This is a genomic window from Opitutaceae bacterium, assembly GCA_015075305.1.
Lineage (GTDB): Bacteria > Verrucomicrobiota > Verrucomicrobiia > Opitutales > Opitutaceae > UBA6669.
The window spans coordinates 129,651-152,026 of sequence record JABTUS010000002.1; the positions used below are offsets into that span (position 1 = coordinate 129,651).

Here is a 22,376-nt window from a genome sequence, read left to right on the forward strand (position 1 = left end):
TTTCCGGGCGCACTTCAGTTGACGATTCGGCGAACCTCGGGCTGACTGGGCGGTTCATCTTCATGGCAGACTTCCTGGACACCCCGGCCAACACCAAACTCGAACGCGCCTTTCTCGTGGGTGTGCAAACCTCCGACATGGCGCCTGGCGAGGGCGCGGAGTTGCTCAGCGAGCTGCGCGAACTGGTGGAAAACCTCAAGCTCACCGTCTGCCAGTCGTCCCTCGTCAATCTCCGCACACCGACTCCCGCGCTGCTTCTTGGCTCCGGCAAGGCGAAGGAAATCGCCGAGCTCGCCAAGGCCGAGGGCGCCGATGTCATCGTCTTTGACGAGGCGCTTTCACCGGCACAGCAGCGCAACTGGGAGGAGCTCTCGGAACTCGCCGTGATCGACCGCCAGGAGGTGATCCTCGAGGTTTTCGCCGACCGTGCGCAGACGCGCGAGGCCGTGCTCCAGGTCGCGCTGGCGCGCATGGAATACTCCCTGCCGCGCCTCACCCGCGCGTGGACCCACCTCTCGCGCCAGCGCGGCAAGGGTGCGCTCGGCGGCGAGGGCGAGACGCAGCTCGAGCAGGACCGGCGCATCGTGCGCGATCGCATCGTTCACCTGAAGGCGGAGCTCGCCGAGGTGCGCAAACAGCGCGGAACGCAGCGCCGCCGCCGCCAGCGCGTCCCGGTGCCCACGGCCGCCATCGTCGGCTACACCAACGCCGGAAAATCCTCGCTGCTCAACGCGCTCACCGGCGCGAGCGTGCTCGCCGAGGACAAACTCTTCGCCACGCTCGATCCCACAACGCGGCAGCTTCAGCTCCGCGGAAACCAGAAGCTGCTCGTCACCGACACCGTCGGTTTCATCCGCCGTCTTCCCCACGGTCTGGTCGAGGCGTTCAAGGCCACGCTTGAGGAGGTCGTTGTCGCCGACTTTCTCATTCACGTCCTCGACCTCACCAGTCCGAATGTCGCGCACCACCACGCCACCACGCTGGCGGTCCTGAAGGAACTGGGGGCCGACGACAAACCGATGATCACCGTCTTCAACAAGGTCGATCTGGCCGACAGCGCGGCGCTCACGCGCGCCCATCACCTGGCACCCGAGGCGCTCCGGCTTTCCGCGCGCACGGGCGAGGGCCTGCCAGCGCTCGTCGACCGCTGCCTCGAGCAGATCGCCGACACGCTCTGCATGTCCACGCTGCTCATCCCGCATGAGCGCTATGACATCGTGGCCCGCCTTCACCAGGTCGGCCACGTGCAGCATGAGGAGCAGCGCGACGACGGCGTTTTCCTGCAGTGCCGTTTTCCACCGGCACAGTCGGCGATTTTTGCGCCGTTTGTCGTCAACGGAGACTGACCGCGCGGCGATTCCGTCACCGCACGGAGTGACGACCCGCACGCCGGTCGATCCCGTTACTCGGCGTCGTAGATCTGCACCTTCGACCAGTAGGTCTTGAAGGTGTTCACGAACTTCTCGTGGATCGGATCCACCTGGTAGGCATCGTGTGCGGCAACGTCCCTGCAGATGACCGTGAGGCCAACCGAATAGGAACGGTCGATGACCGGCCGGGGCGTGGTTGCAGCAGGGGCACCGACGTGGACCGCGGTGACCGACGTGATCGTGCCGAGCGACTCGACGCCCTTGCGAAATTCAGCGCATTGCGCGGCTGTCAGGTCGGGTCTGAGCCAGAAGAAGACGGTGTGAACGAGCATGGAAAGGGTTGAGAGCGGGTCCAAGCCGATCGAAACTCCCGAAAAACTCCAACTCAAAAGGCGGATTATTCCGTTAGATCCAGAGGCTCAGCAGCCGCTGCGTGCTCCACCCGAGCAGCGCCGTGATCGGCAGCGTCAGGACCCACGCCCAAAGAATACGGGAAACTACGCCCCACTTGACTGCGCTCGCCCGCTTGGTGGCTCCCACGCCCATGATGGAGGTCGAAATCACGTGCGTCGTCGAAAGCGGCACCCCGATGTGCGTGGCGGCCTGGATGATCACCGCCGCCGTCGTCTCCGCAGCAAAGCCATGCACAGGCTGCAGCTTCACCATCTTGTGCCCCATCGTCTTGATGATGCGCCAGCCGCCAGCAGCCGTGCCCGCGGCCATCGTCAGCGCGCACAGCACCATCACCCATCGCTCCACCTTGAACTCGGGGGTGCGCAGAAATTCCATCCAGAAGGGCACATGGTCAAAGGCGCCGGCCTGCGTCCCCGTGAACAGCGCCAGCGCAATGATGCCCATGGTCTTCTGAGCGTCATTCGATCCGTGGCTGAATCCCATCCAGGACGCGCTCACAAGCTGCAGCTTTCCAAAGATGATGTTGATCACGCGGGGACGCACTTTCCGCAGAATAGCGTAGAGAACGAACATGATGATCGCGCCAATGATGAAGCCCATCAAGGGCGACAGCACCATCGGCAGAACCACCTTGGGCCACAGCCCCGTGTGTTTTCCCGCTGCGTCGACGACTGACCAGTGCAACACGTGCCAGTCCCCGGCGCTGGTGCCCACCGCCGCGCCGCAAAGCCCGCCCACAAGCGCGTGACTGGAGCTCGATGGAAGGCCGAGCCACCAGGTGAAGAGCCCCCAGATGATCGCACCCACCAGGGCCGCAAGCACGGTGCCCATCGTGAGCGCGTGCATGTCAACCAGTCCCCGACCGATGGTCGTCGCCACCGCCGTTCCCCACATGGCGCCCGCAAGATTGAAAACGGCGGCCATCGCCAGCGCCTGCCGCGGGGAGAGCACCTTCGTCGACACCACTGTCGCGATCGCATTGGCGGCGTCGTGAAAACCGTTGATGTACTCGAACACCAACGCCGCAAGAAGCACCAGCAGGAAGAGCGTCATGGGACGGTCTGCTCAGGAGTACTTCAATACGATCTGGAAAACCACGCTGCCGGCATCGCGGCACCGGTCGATGCACTTCTCCGTCATCTCGAAGAGATCCTGGAGGATCATTGTCTCCTTGGCATCGGTCGGCCCCACATAGAGTTCACGGATCAACCCGAGCATGACCTTGTCCGCCTCGTTCTCAGCGTATTTCAGACGTTCATTCGCCTCCTGCACCCCCTCAAGTTTCGCGCCCTTGCGGAGCTGCTTGACCATGAAGGCAACCGCCGCCGCCGCCTGTCCGAGCAGTTCCGCCTGTCGAATGAAACCCTCTCGCGGAAGTCTGCCCGGGTAGAGCGACAGGCGCGTCACCAGCTTCTCAACCGTCTTGGGAATGCGATGCAGCGCCAGCGACAACGCCTCGATGTCCTCGCGCTCAAGCGGCGTGACAAAGGTCTTGCAGAGCTCTTCGGTGATCTGCCCGGTGATCTGCTTGTTCTTTTGGCGACGCTGGATGAACTCATCGAGATCGCCCGCCGCGGTGCCGGTGCCGCTCTTCTGCAGGTAGGCCAGAAAAAGTTTTGTGCTGGTCAGAACCTCGTCCGCACTCGCCTCAAGCAAGTCGTAGAACTTCTCATCTTTGCCGAACAGTTTGCGAAGCGTGAGCATGGGATGAAAATTCTAAGGGAAAAGCCGCCCACGTTGTAAACGACCTTTCTCCCGTGAACCGATGGTTTAGCCCAAGTCTTTCAAGGCAAGTCGCTTAAAATTCCTGGCATCGGCTGCCATGCTGAAATCCAGTGCGCTGCCTCAGCCTGACGCGTCCTGCGCCGTTGGCGCGCCGACCCCGGAGCCCCAACGGGGCGCAACATTTCCACCAATTGGTCGGCACTTTTCCAAAGCCCCGACGGGCCCCAACACCGCCACCCACGGCGGGCGCGTCTCCGAAGCCCCAACGGGGCGCAACATTTCCAGCCCATGGCAACGCCATGGGACTTGCATCGCACAAAATCCGTCGAGCCCTGAAGGGGCGGCCCAACTCGCGCTCAAAATTACGTTCAATCAACACCGCATGCCCCGCGTCCCGCAACGCATTCAACGCCGGATCCCAGTCGCTCACAAAACAATTGGCGGGTTCACAACCCACCCGTGCGCGGTGTCCGGCCCGGTGCCTCAACGGGCTGTCCATCCGCCATCGATGGGTAGCGCGGCGCCGGTTATTGAGCAGGCCTCGTCCCCGCAGAGAAACACTACCAACGCCGCGATTTCATCGATCTCAACAAACCGCTTGCTCGGCTGCGCGGCGAGAATGACTTCCCGAATCACGCGCTCGCGGGGCAGTTGATGCACCTTCGCCTGATCCTCGATCTGGCTCTCCACCAGCGCTGTCCTCACGTAACCCGGACAGATCGCATTGCACGTTACCCCCGTCTCCGCCAGCTCCAACGCCACACTTCGCGTCAGCCCCACCAAACCATGCTTTGCGGAAACATAGGCGCTCTTGTAGGGCGACGCCACCAGTCCATGGGCGGACGCGATATTGATGATTCGACCCCAGTTGCGTTCACGCATGCCCGGCACGACGCCTCGGATCGTGTGAAACGACGCATTCAATGCGATGTTCAGAATCGCCGTCCACCGCTCGGGCGGAAACTCCTCGACCGGCGACACAAACTGAATCCCCGCATTGTTCACGAGGATGTCGATCGATCCAAGTTTCTCCGCGGTCGCCCTCACCAGATCGACCGCCCGCTCCGGTTGACTGAAATCCGTGGCATCGTGGACGACTCTCACCCCCTTGCCCGCCGCCAATTCAGCCTGCAGCCGCGCAATCTGCTCCGGATCTCCCATGCCGTGCAGCATCAGGTTCACTCCACGCCGCGCCAGCGCACGTGCGATGCCCAGGCCAATTCCACTGGTGGAGCCGGTTATCAGTGCGTTTTTTCCAGCGAGCATGGTGACCGCCCAGTCCAAATACGCCTATCGGAGCGCGACTTCAAATGGCGCGCCCGTCTGTTTTCGCACTGCTTCGAGGTCCGCACCCGGTTGCAGCTCCACGAGCACCAGCCCTCCGCCCGCCTTGATTTCAAACACGGCGAGATTGGTGATGATCACGCTGACAACGCCCTTGCCGGTCAGCGGAAGCGTGCACCGACGCAGAATCTTGGGGCTGCCATCCTTCGCCGTGTGCTCCATCACGGCCACCACGCGCTTCACCCCGGCGACCAGATCCATCGCACCACCCGGGCCCTTCACCATTTTTCCCGGCACCATCCAGTTCGCGATGTCGCCATTCTCAGCCACCTCCAGCGCACCAAGGATCGACAAATCAATGTGCCCGCCCCTGATCATGGCAAACGAGTCCGCACTGGAGAAAAAAGCCGAACCGGGGATCGTTGTTATCGTCTGCTTGCCCGCATTGATCAGATCCGGGTCGACCTGATCCTCCGTCGGAAACGGGCCGACACCAAGCAGGCCGTTCTCCGAATGCAGGGTCACCTTGATTCCCGGCGGAATGTGGTTGGCCACAAGCGTTGGAATGCCGATCCCGAGATTGACATAATAGCCGTCGCGCAGCTCCCGCGCGGCACGTCCGGCTATCAGCTCGCGCATCGGCGATTCAATCCTGGGGGATCCACTCTCCCGCACCGTGCGCGACTCAATGCGCTTCTCATACCGCTCACCCTTTACAATGCGATCGACAAAAATTCCCGGGACATGGATCTGATCGGGATCAAGCGCCCCCGCATCAACCAACTCCTCCACTTCAGCGACACACACGCGGCCGCACGTCGCGATCATCGGGTTGAAGTTCCGCGCGGTCTTGCGAAAGATGAGGTTTCCCTGGCGGTCCCCTTTCCACGCCTTGATCAGCGAGACATCCGTCTGAATGCCTCTCTCGAGCACGTACTCCTTTCCGTCGAAAACCTTGGTCTCCCGCCCTTCCGACAACTGGGTGCCGCAGGCTGTGCGCGTATAGAATCCTGGGATGCCCGCGCCTCCGGCCCGGAGGCGTTCGGCCAGCGTGCCCTGCGGAATCAGCTCCAACTCAAGTTCACCCGCAAGCACCTGCCGCTCGAATTCGCGGTTCTCCCCAACATAGGAGGCCATCACCTTCCGGACCTGCCGGGTCGCAAGCAGCAGTCCCATGCCGAAGTCATCGACACCCGCGTTGTTGCCGACGATCGTCAGCCCCTTCACCCCGCTGTCGCGGAGCGCGAGAATCAGATTCTCGGGGATGCCGCACAAACCAAAGCCGCCGGCCGCGATGACCAGATTGTCCTGAAGCACGCCTTCCAATGCCGATCGAGAGCTGGAGTAAACCTTGTTCACGGTGAAAGTTTATCAAAGGCGGAGTCGGAAATCCTCCAGGATGCGCCCCGTTTCATGACATCTCCACGCACACGGCCAGGCCCTCACCACCGCCGATGCAGATCGCGGCAACGCCGCGCCTCAGCCCGCGCTCGCGAAGCGACGAAAGGAGCGTGATCAGAATGCGGGCGCCACTGGCGCCGATCGGATGGCCGAGAGCAATGGCACCGCCGCGAACGTTGACCCTTTCAGCCGGCACGCCGAGCTCATGCATGAACGCCATCGGCACGACGGCAAAAGCCTCGTTGACCTCCCAAAGATCCACATCGGCGACGCCCCATCCCGCCGCATCCAACGCCTGGCGCGCGGCGGGCACGGGCGCCGTGGTGAACCACACCGGCTCCTGCGCATGCGCGCCAAAGGCGACGATCCGCGCCAAGGGACTGAATCCCTTCGCCGCCGCGTGCGCCGCAGTTGTCAGAAGCAGCGCCGCGGCTCCGTCATTGATCGACGACGCATTTGCCGCGGTGATTGTGCCGTCCTTCTGAAAGGCGGGCTTCAAGGTCGGAATCTTGTCGTACCTCACCTTCGCGGGCCCCTCGTCGTGCTCGATCTTCGTGAGACCACCTTTCGCATCAACGATCTCAACGGGAGTGATCTCACCGGCGAAGGATCCGTCCTTTTGCGCGGCATTCGCGCGCCGAAAACTCTCCACGGCAAAGGCGTCCTGCTGCTCACGGGTGAACGAATACTTCGCGGCGCATTTTTCCGCACAGGCTCCCATGTGCAGATTGTCGTAGGGATCCCAGAGCCCGTCGGATACCAGCGAATCGATCACCTGCTGGTGGCCCAGGCGATACCCGTCGCGAGCCTTCGGAAGAAGGTACGGCGCCTGCGACATGCTCTCCATGCCACCCGCGACAACAATCGATCCCATTCCCGCCCGCAGCGCATGCGCGGCCTGCATGACGGACTGGAGCCCCGAGCCGCAGACCTTGTGCACCGTAACTGTTCGAACCGACAACGGGATCCCGGCATGAATCGCAGCCTGCCGCGCTGGTGCCTGCCCCTGCCCCGCCTGCAGCACATTGCCCAGAATGACATCGCTCACGTCGCCCGCAGCCACGCCGCCGCGAGCCAGCGCCCCCTTGATGGCCGCAGCCCCAAGCCTCCACGCAGGGACAGCCGCAAGCCCGCCTTGAAAGGCTCCGATTGGAGTACGGGCAGCCGAAATAATGACGACGTCAGACACCGGGGAATTTTGATTCAAACTTTGAAGGCAAGAATATCATGCCAAGGATAATCGTCTGCTGAGGACATTGGCTACGTCCGTTGACTCAATGTTGCGCACTATCGTCGCACAGGAGGCGGCGATTCCGAATCAGGAACCGCCCGTCGGAGTCGCATATTGGCGATGCTTCGCCGTGCGGGCGCGCTTTTCCAAGACACAAGTCTGATTTCTACTTTGATCGCGCCGCAAGCTCATGATCCCTCCGCAGGTGGCGGATCAGTTCCGCCGTCAAGTCCTGCTTCAGCCTCGCGATTTCCTCTTCCGAATAGCGCTTCCAGCCCGCACCGGACTTCACACCCAGTTTCCCCTGTTCAACCAGCTGCTTCAATCCATTCGGCGGCTCCTTGTCAGCGCACAATTCTGCAAAGATCGACCGACAGACTTCCAGGTACACATCCAGCCCGCCAAGGTCCGCCGTGCCGAAAACTCCGCTGATCGGGATCCGTCGGCCGAAGCCGGCCCTCGCCACCGTGTCGACATCCTCCGGCGACGCGATTCCCCTGGCCACAAGATCCATGGCCTCGCGCTGGAGTGCGAACGCCAGCCGGTTTCCAATGAAACCCGCAATTTCCCGACGCACCAGCACGGGTGTCTTGCCGCATCGCTCAAGCAGTCCCTTGATCTCCCCCACCACCGCAGGTCGCGTCAATGGATGAGGCACAAGCTCAACCAGGGGCACCAGATGCGCGGGATTCCAATAGTGCATCACGAGGAAGCGCTCCTTTCGCTTTCCGCCCAAGATGCCATCAGCCAGACTCGACGGCACAAACGTCGATGTATTGCTGGCAAGAATCGTCGCGTCGCCGCACAGCTGGTCCAGCTGTTTGAACAGCTCATGCTTCAACTCCAGCCTTTCCGGGACGGCCTCGATGACCAGTTCCGAACCGGCAACCGCCTTTTCCATCCGCTCCCCGGTGGCGATCCGGCCAGCCACGTCATCAACGGAAACCGCCAACAAACCGTGACTGCGCAGCATGGCAGCATTGCTGCGCACCGTTTCCATGGCGCGCTCAAGCTGACGCGCATCGATGTCCTGCAGCCGCACAGAATACCCGTTCGCCGAAAAATTCAGCGCAATATTCGCCCCCATGGTGCCGGCACCGATAACTGTGATTTTCTGCATGACAATTCCAATCGTTCTTTTCTCGTCCGGACGCTGACTGGCGAATTCCAACGGAATCCGCTACTCTCAATCAGAATGACGCAAGCCAGCAAAGGCTTCTCCCGATAGAAAGACCACCGCCTAGCCGAGGAAATGTAGATAGGCGGATAGGATGCTCTGGTGTGATTTCGATCGGTGCCACACCAGCATCAGTCAAGTTCCCCGCTTTCGCCACCGGCATACTCGCCTGGTCGATTTGGCTCAGGGCGTGAACGACGATCCACTGACGCATCAGTCCAAGATCTCCAACTGGCTTGGTCGCAGCTACGCGTAGCAGCACATCAGCGATTGGTCGCGCGGCGTCACCCAGCCGGTCCGCAACATTCCCCGCGACCAGCGCCTCCAAGGGCCGGCCGTTTTCAAGCAATCTGGCCACAACTGGCAACGCGGGTCTTGCGTCGCCGATCTGCCCCAGTGCTTCGGCAGCGGCAAGAGCTACTTCAGAAAAGGAATCCTCAAGCGCATGGCCGAGAAGCTCGGCTGCTGGCTGGGCCTTCTTTCCAAGAACTCCAAGGCCAACCGCTGCCCAATACCGCACGGGCGGATACTCATCGACCAACGCATGCGCCAAGGCAGCCAGACCATTCGCACCGTCCTCCATCAAACGCACAGTATCGATGCACCGATCAAGTTGGTAGGCATCACTGTGAGCATAGGCATATTCGCTGCCACCGACTGCAAAATCCCGAAGCATTTGTTCGGGGATCAAGCCCGTGTCCCTGGTAGCTCGCACCCAATCGAAGTGTAGTTTTCGGAGGCGCCGCAGCTCCATCGCGTAATCCGGATTTGCTGAAAGATCCTGCAGCTCCGCCGGGTCCGATTGGATGTCATAGAGTTCCTCAATGCCTTGCCGAGCTGCCATGAAATGGGTCAAGCCAACTGGCAGACCACCGACCTTCGCCAGGCGACGGAATTCCTGCGAAGTCTGGAGGAGATCCATGTAAGTCAAACCAGGAAAATGTGGGAGGTCGGGACGATAGTTGCGGTGATACCGAAACCGGTCGTTTCGCACTGTGCGGCTGGTGTCGCATCGCTCATCCATACGGTCACGAATGCCATAGACATATTCACGTGGCTCGCCCGTCGATGAACCGAGAAAAACCCGCCCGGGCATCATCGCTGGAGGTTCGATCCCTGCAACACTCAGGACCGTCGGCGCCAAGTCCACAGTACTCACCAGTTGCCGATCCGCCGTACCGGCCGGAACCTGCAGCAGATGGCGCCAACGCGGAGGACAATAAACGATCAGCGGCACCCGGGTGCTTGAGTCGTACAGGAATTGCTTGGCGCGTGGAAAGCCGGCACCGTGATCAGAGAAGAATATCACAATGGTCTCATCCTCAAGCCCGTCCTCCTGAAGTTGCAGCAGCAACGCCGCTACCTGCCGATCGAGCGCGGTGATCATTTCGTGATATCGAGCCCATTCCTTCCTCACAGCCGGGGTGTCGGGAAGCCACGCTGGAAGTTTCAATCGGGAACCATCTCGTTGGGCAATCTGCACCGCACCTCCTGCGGCGCGGGCAAATTGCTCGGGAGTCGCACGCAAGAACTGCTCATGGGTCACCTTGAAATCAAATACGCTGAAGAAAGGTTGGTTTTCCGATCGATTCCGCCAGTGGGCTTTCCGACTCGATTCATCCCACGCGCCGCGCGGGGTGACAAAATTGTAGTCCTCCTTGACGTTGTTTGTGCAATAGTAGCCGGCCTTGCGGAGCAGAGCCGGCAACAGTGGAGTCTCGGCTGACAGTGTCGCGATGCACCTCATGTGTTGAGACCCAAGCGACGAAGCGTACATGCCAGTGATGAGACTCGAACGCGAAGGTGCGCAGACCCCGGCAACGGTAAAGGCTCGTTCATAGCGGACTCCTCTTGCCGCCAATCGATCCAGGGTGGGAGACTGCGCGTCGGGATCACCATAGGCACCGAGATTTGGACTCATGTCCTCGGCCAATAGCCACACGATGTTGGGTCGCGGATTCGCGGCGATTCCGACAATCAGGCAAGCAAAGGCCGGATATGTCAGAACATACTTCACGATCAATTTGGACGAATATCCGACAGAATTTCGCGCGCCGACCCGGCGGTCCCCAGCAGATAGATTGGAGAGTCGCTCAGCAATACCGTCGGACTCTTGATTGCCCCGCCCATCGCATCCTGGCACTCGAGTTCAGTTGGAACGGTGATTGCAGTCTGCCCGGACGGATCCCACAACACGACCGTCGCGTGCGAGCCCGACTCAAACGCAACTCCGAATCCCGCGGCAACCGTCCTGTCCGTGACATGGCGCGGCGTCGCACCCATAAGGTTATTGAACACAGCCAAGGCCGGAAAAATCTTGCGCACGGCGCCGTCGGCGAAAAGGCAGCTCTCAGTGCCGGGCTTGTTGACCGAACCCGTGCAGCCGGAGTGCAGAAAGATCTTTTCTCCTCCACGCGCAAGAAAAAGCGTTGCATAGCGGATGGTGTAGTCGGCGACCTGCTTTTCAGTCAGCAATTGTGGTTCCGACCACAACCCCGGAATGGGAACAAACGGCTCGCGAGGAAGATCGTCAGTTCCAAAATAGGAGAATTCCGTCATCCAGAGCGGCTTGATCCCGCCATGGGCGGCCATGGTTTCAAGGAGCGTATCCATGGAGCCCGTGAGCGTTTCGGGCAACCGGAGTTTCCCACCATTCCGCATTCCTGCCGACGGATAGTCGTGCACACCAAGAATGTCGCAGAAATCCAGCAGACCGTTTTTCAGCATCCGTTGGGCTGAGACGTCCCCCGGAAACATTCCGCCGCCTACGATGCGTGCTTGAGGGTTCGCCGATCGAATAGCCGGCACCGCCGTGCGCAGCAAAGCGAGGTAGTCCTCGAAAGTGTAACTCTTGAGTTCCTTCGTCTTCAGCACCTCTTCGCTGGGCAGCGAATACAGCGTGAAGAGCGCCTCGTTCAGGAATTCCCAGACCTGAATGCGATCCTGGTAGCGCTTGACCGACGTCGACACAAAACGGTTCAGCTCCTGGGGATCCTCGGGCAGCCACGCCCAGCGTGCGCGCAGGAGCAATTCCTGGTCGTCGCCCTGGCCACCACCACCATGACGGGGCGAGTACTTGCGGATCGTCGCAAGGTCCGCGGCGGTGGAATTCCACTCGGCTGACGGAAACGGAATCATCGCCATCAGATTGAGCCCCTGATCCGTCACGCGATGGACCTGCGGGTCGCTGACCTCCCAATGATAGTCGCCGCGGGCAGGCTCAATGTGCTGCCACTTGAGGGACCAGTCGCGATACCACGTGATGCCTGCTTTTTTGGCGAGAGCGAGCAGGTTGGACGTGGGATAGGCATGATTGACGCCCATGACAGTCTCCGTCGTGGTGCGGGGAGGGACAATAGCAACCCGCAGCAGGCGCGGCTTGATCGAGAAATCCCCGCTGCTGCACATGGGCTGGATCCGGTAGAACCCGCGCCAGTGTGGCGGCAATGAGACTACTTTTTCTGCGGCACCTCTCGCGGGTATCTCCAAGTCGGCCTCGGTCAGCTCGACCGGTAGGTCGGCATAGTCGGTCACCTTGAAACTGAACCGGGCATAGGCTGTCTTGTCGCTGTCGTTGGATGCGGTGATTTTCAACGTCACCGCGTCACCAACCGTGAACACCCCGGACAGTGCCGTGGTGGTGACGCCCACCTCGAGCTCCGCGCGCGGCGCGAAGTCCGTGGCCTGTGTGCCTTTCTCGAGCTGGATGGCATCAACATCCACCGCCACATTCTCCTCTTCCGTCAGGTCGGGCCCGGCCAGGACGAACAAAAAAGGATGCCTGGCGACAAACGTATGGCTGTAGCGCCGCCACTCTTGTGTCAGTGTCACATTCTTGAGTATTTCCGCCCCTGGCTCCGACAGGCCCTCGCCGGCATCGTCGTTCTGCACTCCGAAGGCACCCCTGACACCTTCACGCGATGCACGCATGTCCAGCGATATCGTATAAGTTTCGCCCGGAACCACCTCGATCCAGCCGAGATTGGCCGCCAATGGCCGCAGTTCGCGGTGATTGACGGGACGGAAGTAATCAAAATTAAAGACCGGGGTATTCTCTCCGCCCAGCCGGATCCTCAGGAAGGACTGTCCGTGGGCCGCCCCCTTTTTTTCCACCTGGCCGTGCAAGGATTCAAAATTGCCCCAGTTGGGAATCAGAGGAGCCCAGGCGTTTTTGTAGCCGGCACCCCGCCCGAGCGAGGACCATCCGGTGCTGCCCGCTTCAAAGGAGCCGTTCGGCACAAGGTTCTTCCCGCCCACAGCTGGAACCGTATCGGTAAAACGAACTCTTTGCTGATTTTCAGCGCCGTGGGAGACGGTCAGCCAAACGCATGGAATGACAATGACAGCCAGCCCCATGGCCCACCTTTGCAAGACGCTGCCTGTTTCCAACTTCATTGTTCGTTGTGATGGCAATACTCGGCGAGACAGGATGCTGTAAGTGGCATGGATCTGGAGGGGGTAGATTTCACCTTGTCATCATGCTTGTTCCCTCCGTCTGCCGCTACGCTTTATGGCTCAATGCATGGCACTATTATATCGAGATTCGCGCTTCCGACCCGCTTCCCCCCGAAGGCTTCCAAAGGATTCTTCGGAATAATCCGGCCATGGGCAGTCGGGATTGTGAGTCCCGAGAATTGCGGAGCCTTCGTCAGAAGATATCCCGCATATTTTTTCATGGGCTTGATTGCGCAACAGCCAGCACAGGACACGGCAAGTTCGGTCGTCGCGCCAGGTGGAAGACGAGCATCAGTTGATGATATACGCGGCGGCAATGGTATCCTGGTTTGATTTGATCCACTCGCGCATGTACTGTCGGTGCTCCGCCAGGATCGATTGATATTCCGGGCTGCCGGCTAGGTTCCGCATTTCGCCGGGATCCTTGTTCAGGTCGATCAATTGCTCGCGGCGGTCGCCCGAATTGTAGATGACGTATTTGTAGCGGGCCGTCCGGATGACGCGGAAGGCGCCGCCCTCGATCACCACGTAGCTGCGCCAGGAAGTCTGCTGTCCTTGAGCCACCTGATGCAGGCTCTGACCCGGCAGCGATGAAGGGACGGGGATGCCGGCGAAGCCCATCAGCGTGGGGATGAGATCCAGCCCGGTGGAAATCAGATGCTCCCGGTCCACCACACCGGGTCGGACGACGCCCTTGTAACTGACGATCAGTGGTATCCGGATCGCTTCCTCGTAGGGCACCGACTTGTGCTCCAAACGATGGGCGCCGGCCATCTCGCCATGGTCGCTGGTGAAAACCACCAAGGTGTTCTCATCCAGACCCGTCTCGCGCAGGGCGTCGAGCACCTGGCCAATCTCAGCGTCGGCTTTTTCCGTGAGTCGGGAGTAGGCCCAGCGATGCAAGCGCCACTGTTCCGTGCTCCAGTTCTCCCGGATATAATGGCGGTAGACCCGATTGTCCGCCGTCCACATTCCCTCCGCCTCGCCCGGCGGAACCTCGAAATTGTCCGGCAGGGGCGGACAGATCCTCGCAAAGAACTCCTCCCGGGAAACGCCCGGGGGAAGTTTCAACGCCTCGTCCAGATCCCGCAATTCCACCTTCGAATTCATCAGCGCAGGCCAGTAGATCTTCTTTGCCTGTGCGTAGTCCCGCAGGCCCATGTAGCAGATGTCGTGCGGATTGATGAACGAGGCGACCAGGAGGAACGGCTGCGTGTGCTTTCCCCGGAGGAAGGCAACACAGGCATTGGCCAGACCCGCCCGTTCATCCTTGGAAATGAACTCAAACCCGCTTTCCGCGGGCTTCACCGCCGAATGCCACTTGCCACCATAGGCTGCCACATAGCCTGCACCTCGGAAGACCCGGCCCAGGCTGTGGTTCAGGACTTTCTCGGGCACAGGCAGCATGACGCCTTCATTGAAACCAATCCCCATGCGGCTGGGCAGAACTCCCGTCATCATGGAGGTACGCGACGGTCCGCAGACCGGATTCGCGCAGAATGCCTTCTCGAACCGCACCCCGGAGGCGGCGAGTCGGTCGAGGGCCGGCGTGCTCACGTAGCGGTTGCCTGTGCAGCTCATCATGCCTGCTTGCTGCTGATCGGTGATGATCAGAAGCACATTCGGCCGCTTCGACGGAGCCGCGCCAACCGGCGTGCCCAGGAAGGAAATGGCACAAGCGAGCGCCACGAACGGCAATTGTGTCTTGGTCATGAAATCTTTTTTTGGAGGTGAAGTATTGTGCTCCGAACGACAAACGGACCGTCATCATCAATCGGGCAATGGGCCCGTGCTATCCGATGTTTCCGCCAGAGTGGGCGGCAGGTGGTCGACGAATTTCGCCTCGGTCCGCCGTAGCTCGGCGATCGCCCTGTTGCGGAGTTTGAGCAGGAGCGCCTGGTGTTCCGGCAGCACGGCGAGGTTGGTCAACTCCTCGGGATCGGTCTCCAGGTCGTAGATCTCCTCCATTTCATCGGCGATCAGGTAGCGGACATATTTGTACCGACCGTCGCGCAGCAGAACATACCACGGGATGTTTGCGATGCGAGTGAGACGGCGATCGGTCGGGATCACGTCAGTCTCCGCGCCGTAGCTGTCTCCGGTGTTGGTCATCAGCATCGGGGAGTTCCAGGTCGTAGTCTCCGGGTTCTCCAGCAACGGGCGGATGTCGCGGCCATGAGTCTTCCAAGGTATCCCCACCCCGGCGGTGCTGCAAAGCAGATCGATCAGATCAGGCGCGTTGACCGGATGCCGGCACACCTTGCCGGCAGGAATCCGGCCGGCCCAAGAGATAATCAGGGGCGACGCAACGGTCGCATCATAGGGTGCCACCTTGTGGTTGAAGCCGTGCTCGCCAAGGCCGTAGCCTTGGTCGGCGGCGAAGACGACGAGGGTGCTTTCCAACTGCCCGGAGGCCTCCACGGCGGCCAGGACGCGCCCCACTCCCTCGTCCAAAGCCAGCATACATTCGTTCACCTGCTGGATCCAGGAGTCATAGGTCTTCTCGGCGAACACGGTGTCGAAGCTCGTCTTCCTTTCTTCGTTCGTCCGCATGACCGGCCGGCCATCGCGACCGGGCTTCCAAGCTTTGGTCTTTTCCAAGTACGCCGGTTTGCCAGGCCACGGGCCAAAGATGTCGACCGGCATCGGCGCGGACTTCCCAGCAAAGAATCCCCGGTGTCGTTCGGCAGGCGTCGTCGGCCCGTGAACCGCAGGGTAGCACAGCCACAAGTACCATGGCTTGTCGGGGTCCCGGTGCCGACCATTGATGTAATCGACCGCCAGGTCGGTGTAGTTGTCAGTCGAGTAACCTTGGACCGGCTGATCCACTCCGTCAGTGGTCAGGATCTGACTGGCGTAGTAATTGCCAGCGTTCTCCGGATGCCCGGGCCGGTTCCAGACAACCTGGTAATCCCAGTCGCGGCCATAGCCTGTATCGGTACCGGTGTGCCACTTGCCGATCTGCGCGGTCTGGTAGCCCTGCTGGCGGAACTGGGCCGGCACAAAGGGACACAGCGCCGGGTCGTAGGAGCTGGACGGATACCGTCCCACCATCGTCATGCTCATCACCGCATGCTGGAGTCGACCGGTAAGCATCGACGCCCGCGACGGCATGCACCAAGCCCCGAAGTAGCTACGCTCAAACCGCACGCCCCTCGCGGCCAATCGGTCGATGTTCGGCGTCCGGATCCACGCAGGACCGCCGCCGTAGCAACCCAGCGTCCTGTATGACTGATCGTCTGAGAAGATAAACAGTATGTTCGGCCGCTTGGCCCCGGGCGGGTCGGCGGCGAGCAGCCGAGTAAAGGAAAACAGGACCACGCTGACAAGCAGGACAGTCCGGCGCAGACGGAAGGACATGGGTGGATGCGGGGAGGTGGGTGAGCAGCGAAGCAGGTGAAGGAGAAGCATGGCCACCTGCTGCTAAAGAGTTTATATTCAGAAGGCGTTTCTCGATACGGATCAACGGCAGAAACCTTCAGTTAGCCTGTCACTCTGACAGAATTGCTCCAGATGTCCTCCTGCCCGCACGATTCGGTGGCGACTAGAATTCGAAGGTGTTGGTGATTTGCCAGCTCACACCTTCCTTGATACGGAAGGCTGCAGCCGAGCCGTCCGGCTGCGCGTTGATCGGGATCAGTTCATTCTTGCCCAATAAGTTCCTGGTGTTCAGCTGTGCATGCCACTTGATGTTCCTTGATATTTTTCTCGTGTATCCGATCCAAAGGTCAAGGCCCTCATCCCCTGGACCATAATACGGTTTCTTGATATCATAGGAATTCAGCGAAACGCCGTTGATGGTCGTCGTAATCGAAGGATAGCCGATGACAACCTTGTCCTCCCAACGATATGCCCCACCCAGATTGAAGTTCTTCAATTTTCCCTCCGAGAAACGATAGTTGGTGATAAAATTGACCCGCCATTGCCGAACTTCCGGTGCAAGACTGCCGTCGAGCAGTTGCTGCAGCTTATAGTTATTGTAGACTCCGCTGTTCCATCGCTCGCTGTATGTCGCCGTGCCGGTCCCACTCATCAGCATATTCCCGCCAGGGCCGTTCCAAACAGCATTGCGCGCGTCCATCCACTTTTTCATTGTACCCCCGGCGATATTGGTCCGACCAGCTTTGATGTTCGCCGCATTGAGGGCGATATCCCAATCATTCACAGGCTTGAAATTGAGCTCTATCTCATAGCCCTTCGAAAACGTGTCCGTGGTCCCAGTCATGCCCGCAGGTGGCAAGGCAAAGCTTGCGCCAGCCCCCAGCTGCCAAAATGCATCGGTCGGCTGACCACCCAGATTCCACGCGGTCCAAATCTCGGGGGCGAAGTTATCCAGGACAGCCTTGACGTCCTGCTGCTGTCTCGCTCGGTCTGCCTGGGTCTGCGTGAACACACCGTTCACGACCGCTCCATAATTGTATTCCGGTCCGGCATAGAGAGGGTTGCCAGTAAGGCCCGCTTCGTAACGTTTCGCGCTGATCCACGAGGCCCGCTCTATGTCGCCAATGACGTTGGCATTGAGTAGCGTGTAGGATGCGTTATTGGCAGTGCTGTCGAATTTGTTTACCCTCACTAGGAAACGACTGTCGAGAAACGACACCACTATGCCATAGTCGGTTGTCACTCCTTCCGGGCTGTCCATGGGCTTGGCCAGGACATCGACCCGGCTTGCTGCCGGCTGGAAATTCGAGGAAGTGTTATAGAACAAACTGAAATCCATACCCTTGGGCAACCTGTTGCGAATGAAATCCGGCGTGTGAACGACCACACTGTAGCTCTTGCTCGATACGTTCACCCGGTTCGACGGTGTGGTGGGGAGCACGTAGCGGGCAGCTGATTCATCGGCAAATCCGTCGGGCGCGTTGGTCGCAGCGATCTTGTAGGCCTTGTCAATGTCCTTACGGTAACCGAAAGTTGTGACGATCTTGTCTTTCCAGAAGTAACCCTGCCAGACGAAGGCCTGTGAACTGACCTTGTCGCGACCTTTGTTCGCGAAGGTAGTGAGAAGGCGCTTGTCTCCGAGGTCGGTACTCAGGACCTGAACAGGGACATTGGTCCAACCAACGTAGTTGGCCGGATTTTCCGACTGGGTCGAAACAAGGTTGTTTCGCAATGGATTCACCCAAACCGCCGCTGGATTGACGTAACTGGCGTCCGCTGGATTTCTTGACGGCTTCCAAGTGGCGTCAAATGCGACAGCAGTATTGTTGGTCAGAAACAATTCCCTTTGGATGTTTGAAAGGTTGAGACCGGAGGCCGAATTTCTGCCCCTCAAATCGGGTCCGAGGTAGGTGATGGTATTGAATTCACGCCGGATAAACAACTGGCCACTAAACAGGCTGGAACCGGTGTTGATCGCGTAATTTCCGCGTGATTGATCCGCCCGGAAGTAATCGTTCTGGCTGACCGCCGCAGTGAAGACATGTCTGCCGAGAAATGTGGCGAGCCAGGATTGTTTCAGGAAATCATCGGCCCGCAGCTCAGCGAACGCGGTCACATGGAGATCCTTGCGCTCTGTCTGCGTGCCGTTCCCTCCCTGAACCGAGCGGTTTGCGACCATCGGCCGGCCGACATTCGGATTGGGTGTCCCGTCCGGGAGAAGCGAATTGACATCAACCGTAATGGCGGCGTCGCCAGTGCCCACGCCCCATAAAAAGGCGTCATTCGACATTTCATAGCGCTGATGATCGAACGCGACCTCAAGGCCGACCCGGTTGTTCCAGAAGGTCTGGCTTAGGGCGATGTTGACCGCCTCGAAGTTGCGCCGTTCCCTTTTCGTCGGCCCATCGATCAACAGATGAAAATAGTCGTAGATGCTGGTATCGACAATGGCCTTGTTCTTGATATCAAAAGCGAATGGCACGCCCAGGCGCCTGGCTATTTCACTGGTCGTGCCCACCATGCTCAGTCGCGCCGTTCCAAACAAGCCACCGATGGTTCCGTCGACAGACCCGTTGGGCCCAAGACCGCCTATCGCCTCATTGTATGCGGTCTGATTGGCGTAATATTTACCGATCTGCACCCCGCTTACGCCCGGGTCCAGGAAAGCATAATTGCCATTGTTTAGATCGGATATTCCGGGTTGATAAAACGTACTGCTCGGCAACAATGAACCCGACCCTGGGATAGAGGGAAAAAACAAGTTTCTATAGCGGAAATCATCGGTGTATTTATTGAGATTGTTGAATACCCTTCCGTTGACCGTGGTCGTACCCGTCTCGAACCAGGGGGTGATTCGATCCATCGGCGGCATGCTGCGCGGGTTGTTGGACTTGATCTTACCGTGCTCATAATTGACCCGCAGGCTGGTGTGAGCCGATCCCTTGTTCAAAAATCTCGGATCATAGCGGAGCGCTCCGAAAATCCGTTCGTCATCATTGAACGCCGGTTTCTGCTGATAGTAAGTGCGGTCCTTCAAAGTGTCCAACCTGATGGCCAGCTCTTTCTTCAACAGCACGCGGTTCAAATCCAATGACGCACGGATGCTGTTGTTGCTGTCGAAGCGTGTCGCCACCGAGCCAAGGTTCTTGAATCCCGCCTGCTTGAGACTGCTATTGATCAGGCCTCCCGGACTGCCCAGGCCAAAAAGAATCGCGTTGGGTCCGCGCTGCATTTCCACACGGTCGATATTGTAGGTGTCCCAAGGGATGTCGGTCGTGTTCAGATCGCGGGTGTTGTCGGCAGTGGCAAGGCCACGGATGCGGTTGTTCTTGTCGGGCTCCGCCAGCATGCCTCGCTCAGTGAGCACGACGCCGTTGCCCGCACCCGTGAAGTTGCCTCCGACCCCGCCGATCTCAGTTCCCAGCGTATAGACGAGGAGCTCTCGGCTGTTCCTTGCGCCGATATCCTTGAGAAACTGTGGTGTGATGATCGAGAGAGCTGAGCCAATATCCCGCCGGTTGGTCCTGATGCGCGTGCCAGCCAATGTGCTTGTCGCCAGATAGCCGTCGTCTTCCTCGCCTGTCACCGTGAAGGGTGAGAGCACGATGGCATCGTCATCCTGCGGCGGAGCGTTTCGCGATTCCGACGCTGAAGCCGCGGTTGCCCCGGCGGTCGTGGGCACCGGGGACTCAGTGCGACGTTCGGTCCGCGCCACCGCCACCGCGCTATTGCTGGCATCCCGGCTGGCGACAAGCGGCGTGTCGGCCAGCATTTGATCAAGCGCCTTGGTGATGTTGAACCTGCCCTTTACCTCATTGGTCGTCACCCCGGCGAGGTCCGCGTTGGAGTATAGCAACTGCTGGCCTGATTGCGCGGAAAACAATTTCAGGGCATTTACCGCGCTACCAGCAGGAATATCGAAGGTCGCTTCTCTGGTCATATCCGCAGCCAGCGCGCTCGCGGATAAAGCCAAGCTGCACGCCAAGGTGACGAAGGCTAACCACAAGGACCGACAAACAACAGAGGAGTAGGAGGTCATGATGGATATGGGCGGAATGCCGCTGGGTTGCTGGGGGTTGCGGAATCCGCTTGGATATACATGACGGAAGGATTGAGAAATTCACTAGAAGCTTGCGGGATTTCCTTCGCCAAACCAGCGATCAGACTGCAACAGCTGCCTACCGCGGCCCAAGGCCGGTTCCCTGCCAGTCGGGCGTGCCTTTAATCCGGTGGTCTGTTACCCGCAGATTCCACCCTAACCTGCCAGTCGGCTTCGTCCCAATGCAGCCTCTGCCATCACCCGCGGGAGCTGCATGGGATCAATCGTGGCATGAGTGGCATCCTACCGGCGAAGGCGAAGGATCGTCTTATCGCCGGAGCGTTCCGCAATGACATCAAAGCGGGCTTCGAGAAGCTCGACCAGAACCTCGCAATTGTCCGCACGGAAGGTGCCGCCGAACGTGCGGCGGGCGAGACTCGGACTCTCAATGACCAACTGGTGCCGATTGTAACGGTTGAATTGCGCCACCACCTCGCTGAGCGGCTGCATGTCGAATTCCAGCAGTTTCACCTGCCAGGCGAGCGCCTCTTTCGCCTCGGGTGAGGAAATCGCCACAACCGTCGCCGTCGGCATGGCAAACGTGGCGGTCGGCAGGGCGAGCGTTGCCTTTTGACCAGCACCCAGGAGCGGAGGCTGTTCGTTCTGACCCGACTTTGGGAGCACGGATTGGCCCCTCGCCGCGTCTTCCAGCCGCACCTTCCCTTCCGTCACCAGCACTTCCAGCCTGGAAGAGGTCAGCGCCACGTTGAAGGCCGTGCCAACGGCCCGGACCGACACTCCTGCCGCGCTCACGATGAACGGGCGGGCAGGATCCTTCGCCACCGTGAAGAAGGCCTCGCCGCGTCGCAGGTCCACCCGCCGCTCGTCGGCGGTGAAATTTGCGCTCACGACCGTGTCGCCATTCAACCAGACAGTGGAAGCGTCAGGAAGCTCGAGCTTCTTCATTCCACCCGCCTCGCTCGCAATGGTGTATTGGACGAGCCGGGGATTGGGACCCGGCCATTGGATAAACACAATGGCAATGGCGGCGGCAGTGGCAAGGACCGTGGGCAACCAAACCCTGCGGATCTTGAAAACCGGCCTCCGCTCAACCACCGGCACGCTCTGGAAGCTTCTCAATTTCTTGATACGATCGAGGTTTTTCCAGATTTCATCGAACTGGCTGTAATGTTCGGCGTGACGGCAATCCGCACTGAGCCACTTTTGAAATTCCTGTTCTTCATCGGGAGTCAGGCCGACTTCGCGCCGGCCGAACCACTCGGCGGCCTGGCGATCGATAGCGCGGTTGATGATTCGTGGACCGGTGTTCATGCGCAATCCTTGTGCGCCCCATGGGCCCGGAGGTAATCGCGGCATTTCATCATGCCGGTCGTGGTGTGGGCGCTGATGGTGTGTCGCGAGATCCCGAGCAGTTTCGAAATCTCGTCATAGGAAAGGTTCTTGAATTTCTTGAGCAAAATCACCTGTCGGCACCGCTCCGGGAGTGCCAGAACCGCCTCTTCAAGCAGCTCGAGCTCCTGATCATGAATGTCGCCGCCCGTGGCGCCGTGTTCCTCAATCAAGTCGGGAATTCGCTCGATATTCACTAGATCATCCGTCGGCATGGCGTATTTCCGTCGAAAAACATCCACGGCCAGATTCCGGGCAATGACGAACAGCATGGATTTGGGAGACCGAATTCCGCCGTGCGCGCGGACCCGAATGATGCGAAGGTAGGCTTCCTGAATCACGTCATCCACGTCGGTCAGAGAGGGAAAACGACCGCGCAGGTAGGCTCGGAGCGCCGGCTCGTGTGGGTGCACATCGCTCGCGAACCAGCGGTTTACCTCGCAGGCGGGAAGAACAGACAGATGGGTGCAAGCATCCACGGTTTGAAGC

15 protein-coding genes are annotated in these 22,376 nt (G+C 59.8%); 1 reads left to right on the plus strand and 14 read right to left on the minus strand.

The genetic code is table 11. From position 1 onward, the window contains the following. The first annotated feature begins 62 nt into the window (after positions 1 to 62). On the plus strand, positions 63 to 1,346 hold the full coding sequence (gene hflX, locus HS122_05100; protein ID MBE7537769.1) for a GTPase HflX: 1,284 nt from the start codon (positions 63 to 65) through the stop codon (positions 1,344 to 1,346). Positions 1,347 to 1,402: 56 nt separating this feature from the next. On the opposite strand, the gene HS122_05105 is transcribed toward hflX, so the two are convergent. From HS122_05105 to HS122_05170, 14 genes are all read right to left on the minus strand, one after another. Beyond that, positions 1,403 to 1,702 carry a Dabb family protein gene (locus HS122_05105; GenBank protein MBE7537770.1) on the minus strand — a complete coding sequence of 100 codons (300 nt, stop codon included), beginning with the start codon at positions 1,700 to 1,702 and terminating at the stop codon, positions 1,403 to 1,405. A 73-nt stretch (positions 1,703 to 1,775) separates the two neighbouring features. Continuing rightward, positions 1,776 to 2,837: an inorganic phosphate transporter gene (locus HS122_05110; protein MBE7537771.1), complete on the minus strand. Its 1,062-nt coding sequence runs from the start codon at positions 2,835 to 2,837 to the stop codon at positions 1,776 to 1,778. A gap of 12 nt (positions 2,838 to 2,849) precedes the next feature. Beyond that, the gene (locus HS122_05115; protein ID MBE7537772.1) at positions 2,850 to 3,488 is read right to left on the minus strand and encodes a DUF47 family protein; all 639 of its coding nucleotides are present in this window, start codon (positions 3,486 to 3,488) and stop codon (positions 2,850 to 2,852) included. A 504-nt stretch (positions 3,489 to 3,992) separates the two neighbouring features. Next, positions 3,993 to 4,775, minus strand: a complete 783-nt coding sequence (locus HS122_05120; GenBank protein MBE7537773.1) for a 3-hydroxybutyrate dehydrogenase — start codon at positions 4,773 to 4,775, stop codon at positions 3,993 to 3,995. A gap of 24 nt (positions 4,776 to 4,799) precedes the next feature. Continuing rightward, a complete protein-coding gene (locus HS122_05125; protein MBE7537774.1) occupies positions 4,800 to 6,152 on the minus strand; it encodes a 3-oxoacid CoA-transferase subunit B in 1,353 nt (450 codons plus the stop codon). Positions 6,153 to 6,204: 52 nt separating this feature from the next. Beyond that, on the minus strand, positions 6,205 to 7,383 hold the full coding sequence (locus HS122_05130; GenBank protein MBE7537775.1) for a thiolase family protein: 1,179 nt from the start codon (positions 7,381 to 7,383) through the stop codon (positions 6,205 to 6,207). Positions 7,384 to 7,591: 208 nt separating this feature from the next. Further along, positions 7,592 to 8,545: a 3-hydroxyacyl-CoA dehydrogenase family protein gene (locus tag HS122_05135; GenBank protein ID MBE7537776.1), complete on the minus strand. Its 954-nt coding sequence runs from the start codon at positions 8,543 to 8,545 to the stop codon at positions 7,592 to 7,594. Positions 8,546 to 8,615: 70 nt separating this feature from the next. Beyond that, complete coding sequence (locus tag HS122_05140) at positions 8,616 to 10,619, minus strand: sulfatase (GenBank protein ID MBE7537777.1); 2,004 nt, start codon at positions 10,617 to 10,619, stop codon at positions 8,616 to 8,618. A gap of 2 nt (positions 10,620 to 10,621) precedes the next feature. Next, positions 10,622 to 12,997: a hypothetical protein gene (locus HS122_05145; GenBank protein ID MBE7537778.1), complete on the minus strand. Its 2,376-nt coding sequence runs from the start codon at positions 12,995 to 12,997 to the stop codon at positions 10,622 to 10,624. A 351-nt stretch (positions 12,998 to 13,348) separates the two neighbouring features. Next, positions 13,349 to 14,770, minus strand: a complete 1,422-nt coding sequence (locus HS122_05150) for a sulfatase-like hydrolase/transferase (GenBank protein MBE7537779.1) — start codon at positions 14,768 to 14,770, stop codon at positions 13,349 to 13,351. 57 nt (positions 14,771 to 14,827) lie between these two features. Further along, complete coding sequence (locus HS122_05155; protein ID MBE7537780.1) at positions 14,828 to 16,417, minus strand: sulfatase-like hydrolase/transferase; 1,590 nt, start codon at positions 16,415 to 16,417, stop codon at positions 14,828 to 14,830. Between the two features lie 184 nt (positions 16,418 to 16,601). Next, positions 16,602 to 20,477 carry a TonB-dependent receptor gene (locus HS122_05160; GenBank protein ID MBE7537781.1) on the minus strand — a complete coding sequence of 1,292 codons (3,876 nt, stop codon included), beginning with the start codon at positions 20,475 to 20,477 and terminating at the stop codon, positions 16,602 to 16,604. A 303-nt stretch (positions 20,478 to 20,780) separates the two neighbouring features. Continuing rightward, positions 20,781 to 21,809: a FecR domain-containing protein gene (locus tag HS122_05165; GenBank protein MBE7537782.1), complete on the minus strand. Its 1,029-nt coding sequence runs from the start codon at positions 21,807 to 21,809 to the stop codon at positions 20,781 to 20,783. After that, a complete protein-coding gene (locus HS122_05170) occupies positions 21,806 to 22,366 on the minus strand; it encodes a sigma-70 family RNA polymerase sigma factor (GenBank protein ID MBE7537783.1) in 561 nt (186 codons plus the stop codon). Before HS122_05170 ends, HS122_05165 begins: the two co-directional genes overlap by 4 nt. Positions 22,367 to 22,376: the final 10 nt, after the last annotated feature.

What these genes read in the sequence shown, in the direction of transcription:
- HS122_05165 (MBE7537782.1), bottom strand. Translation starts at nt 21,809, where the DNA reads ATGAACACCGGTCCACGAATCATCAACCGCGCTATCGATCGCCAGGCC.
- hflX (MBE7537769.1), top strand. Translation starts at nt 63, where the DNA reads ATGGCAGACTTCCTGGACACCCCGGCCAACACCAAACTCGAACGCGCC.
- HS122_05145 (MBE7537778.1), bottom strand. Translation starts at nt 12,997, where the DNA reads ATGAAGTTGGAAACAGGCAGCGTCTTGCAAAGGTGGGCCATGGGGCTG.
- HS122_05105 (MBE7537770.1), bottom strand. Translation starts at nt 1,702, where the DNA reads ATGCTCGTTCACACCGTCTTCTTCTGGCTCAGACCCGACCTGACAGCC.
- HS122_05115 (MBE7537772.1), bottom strand. Translation starts at nt 3,488, where the DNA reads ATGCTCACGCTTCGCAAACTGTTCGGCAAAGATGAGAAGTTCTACGAC.
- HS122_05120 (MBE7537773.1), bottom strand. Translation starts at nt 4,775, where the DNA reads ATGCTCGCTGGAAAAAACGCACTGATAACCGGCTCCACCAGTGGAATT.
- HS122_05135 (MBE7537776.1), bottom strand. Translation starts at nt 8,545, where the DNA reads ATGCAGAAAATCACAGTTATCGGTGCCGGCACCATGGGGGCGAATATT.
- HS122_05160 (MBE7537781.1), bottom strand. Translation starts at nt 20,477, where the DNA reads ATGACCTCCTACTCCTCTGTTGTTTGTCGGTCCTTGTGGTTAGCCTTC.
- HS122_05150 (MBE7537779.1), bottom strand. Translation starts at nt 14,770, where the DNA reads ATGACCAAGACACAATTGCCGTTCGTGGCGCTCGCTTGTGCCATTTCC.
- HS122_05110 (MBE7537771.1), bottom strand. Translation starts at nt 2,837, where the DNA reads ATGACGCTCTTCCTGCTGGTGCTTCTTGCGGCGTTGGTGTTCGAGTAC.
- HS122_05155 (MBE7537780.1), bottom strand. Translation starts at nt 16,417, where the DNA reads ATGTCCTTCCGTCTGCGCCGGACTGTCCTGCTTGTCAGCGTGGTCCTG.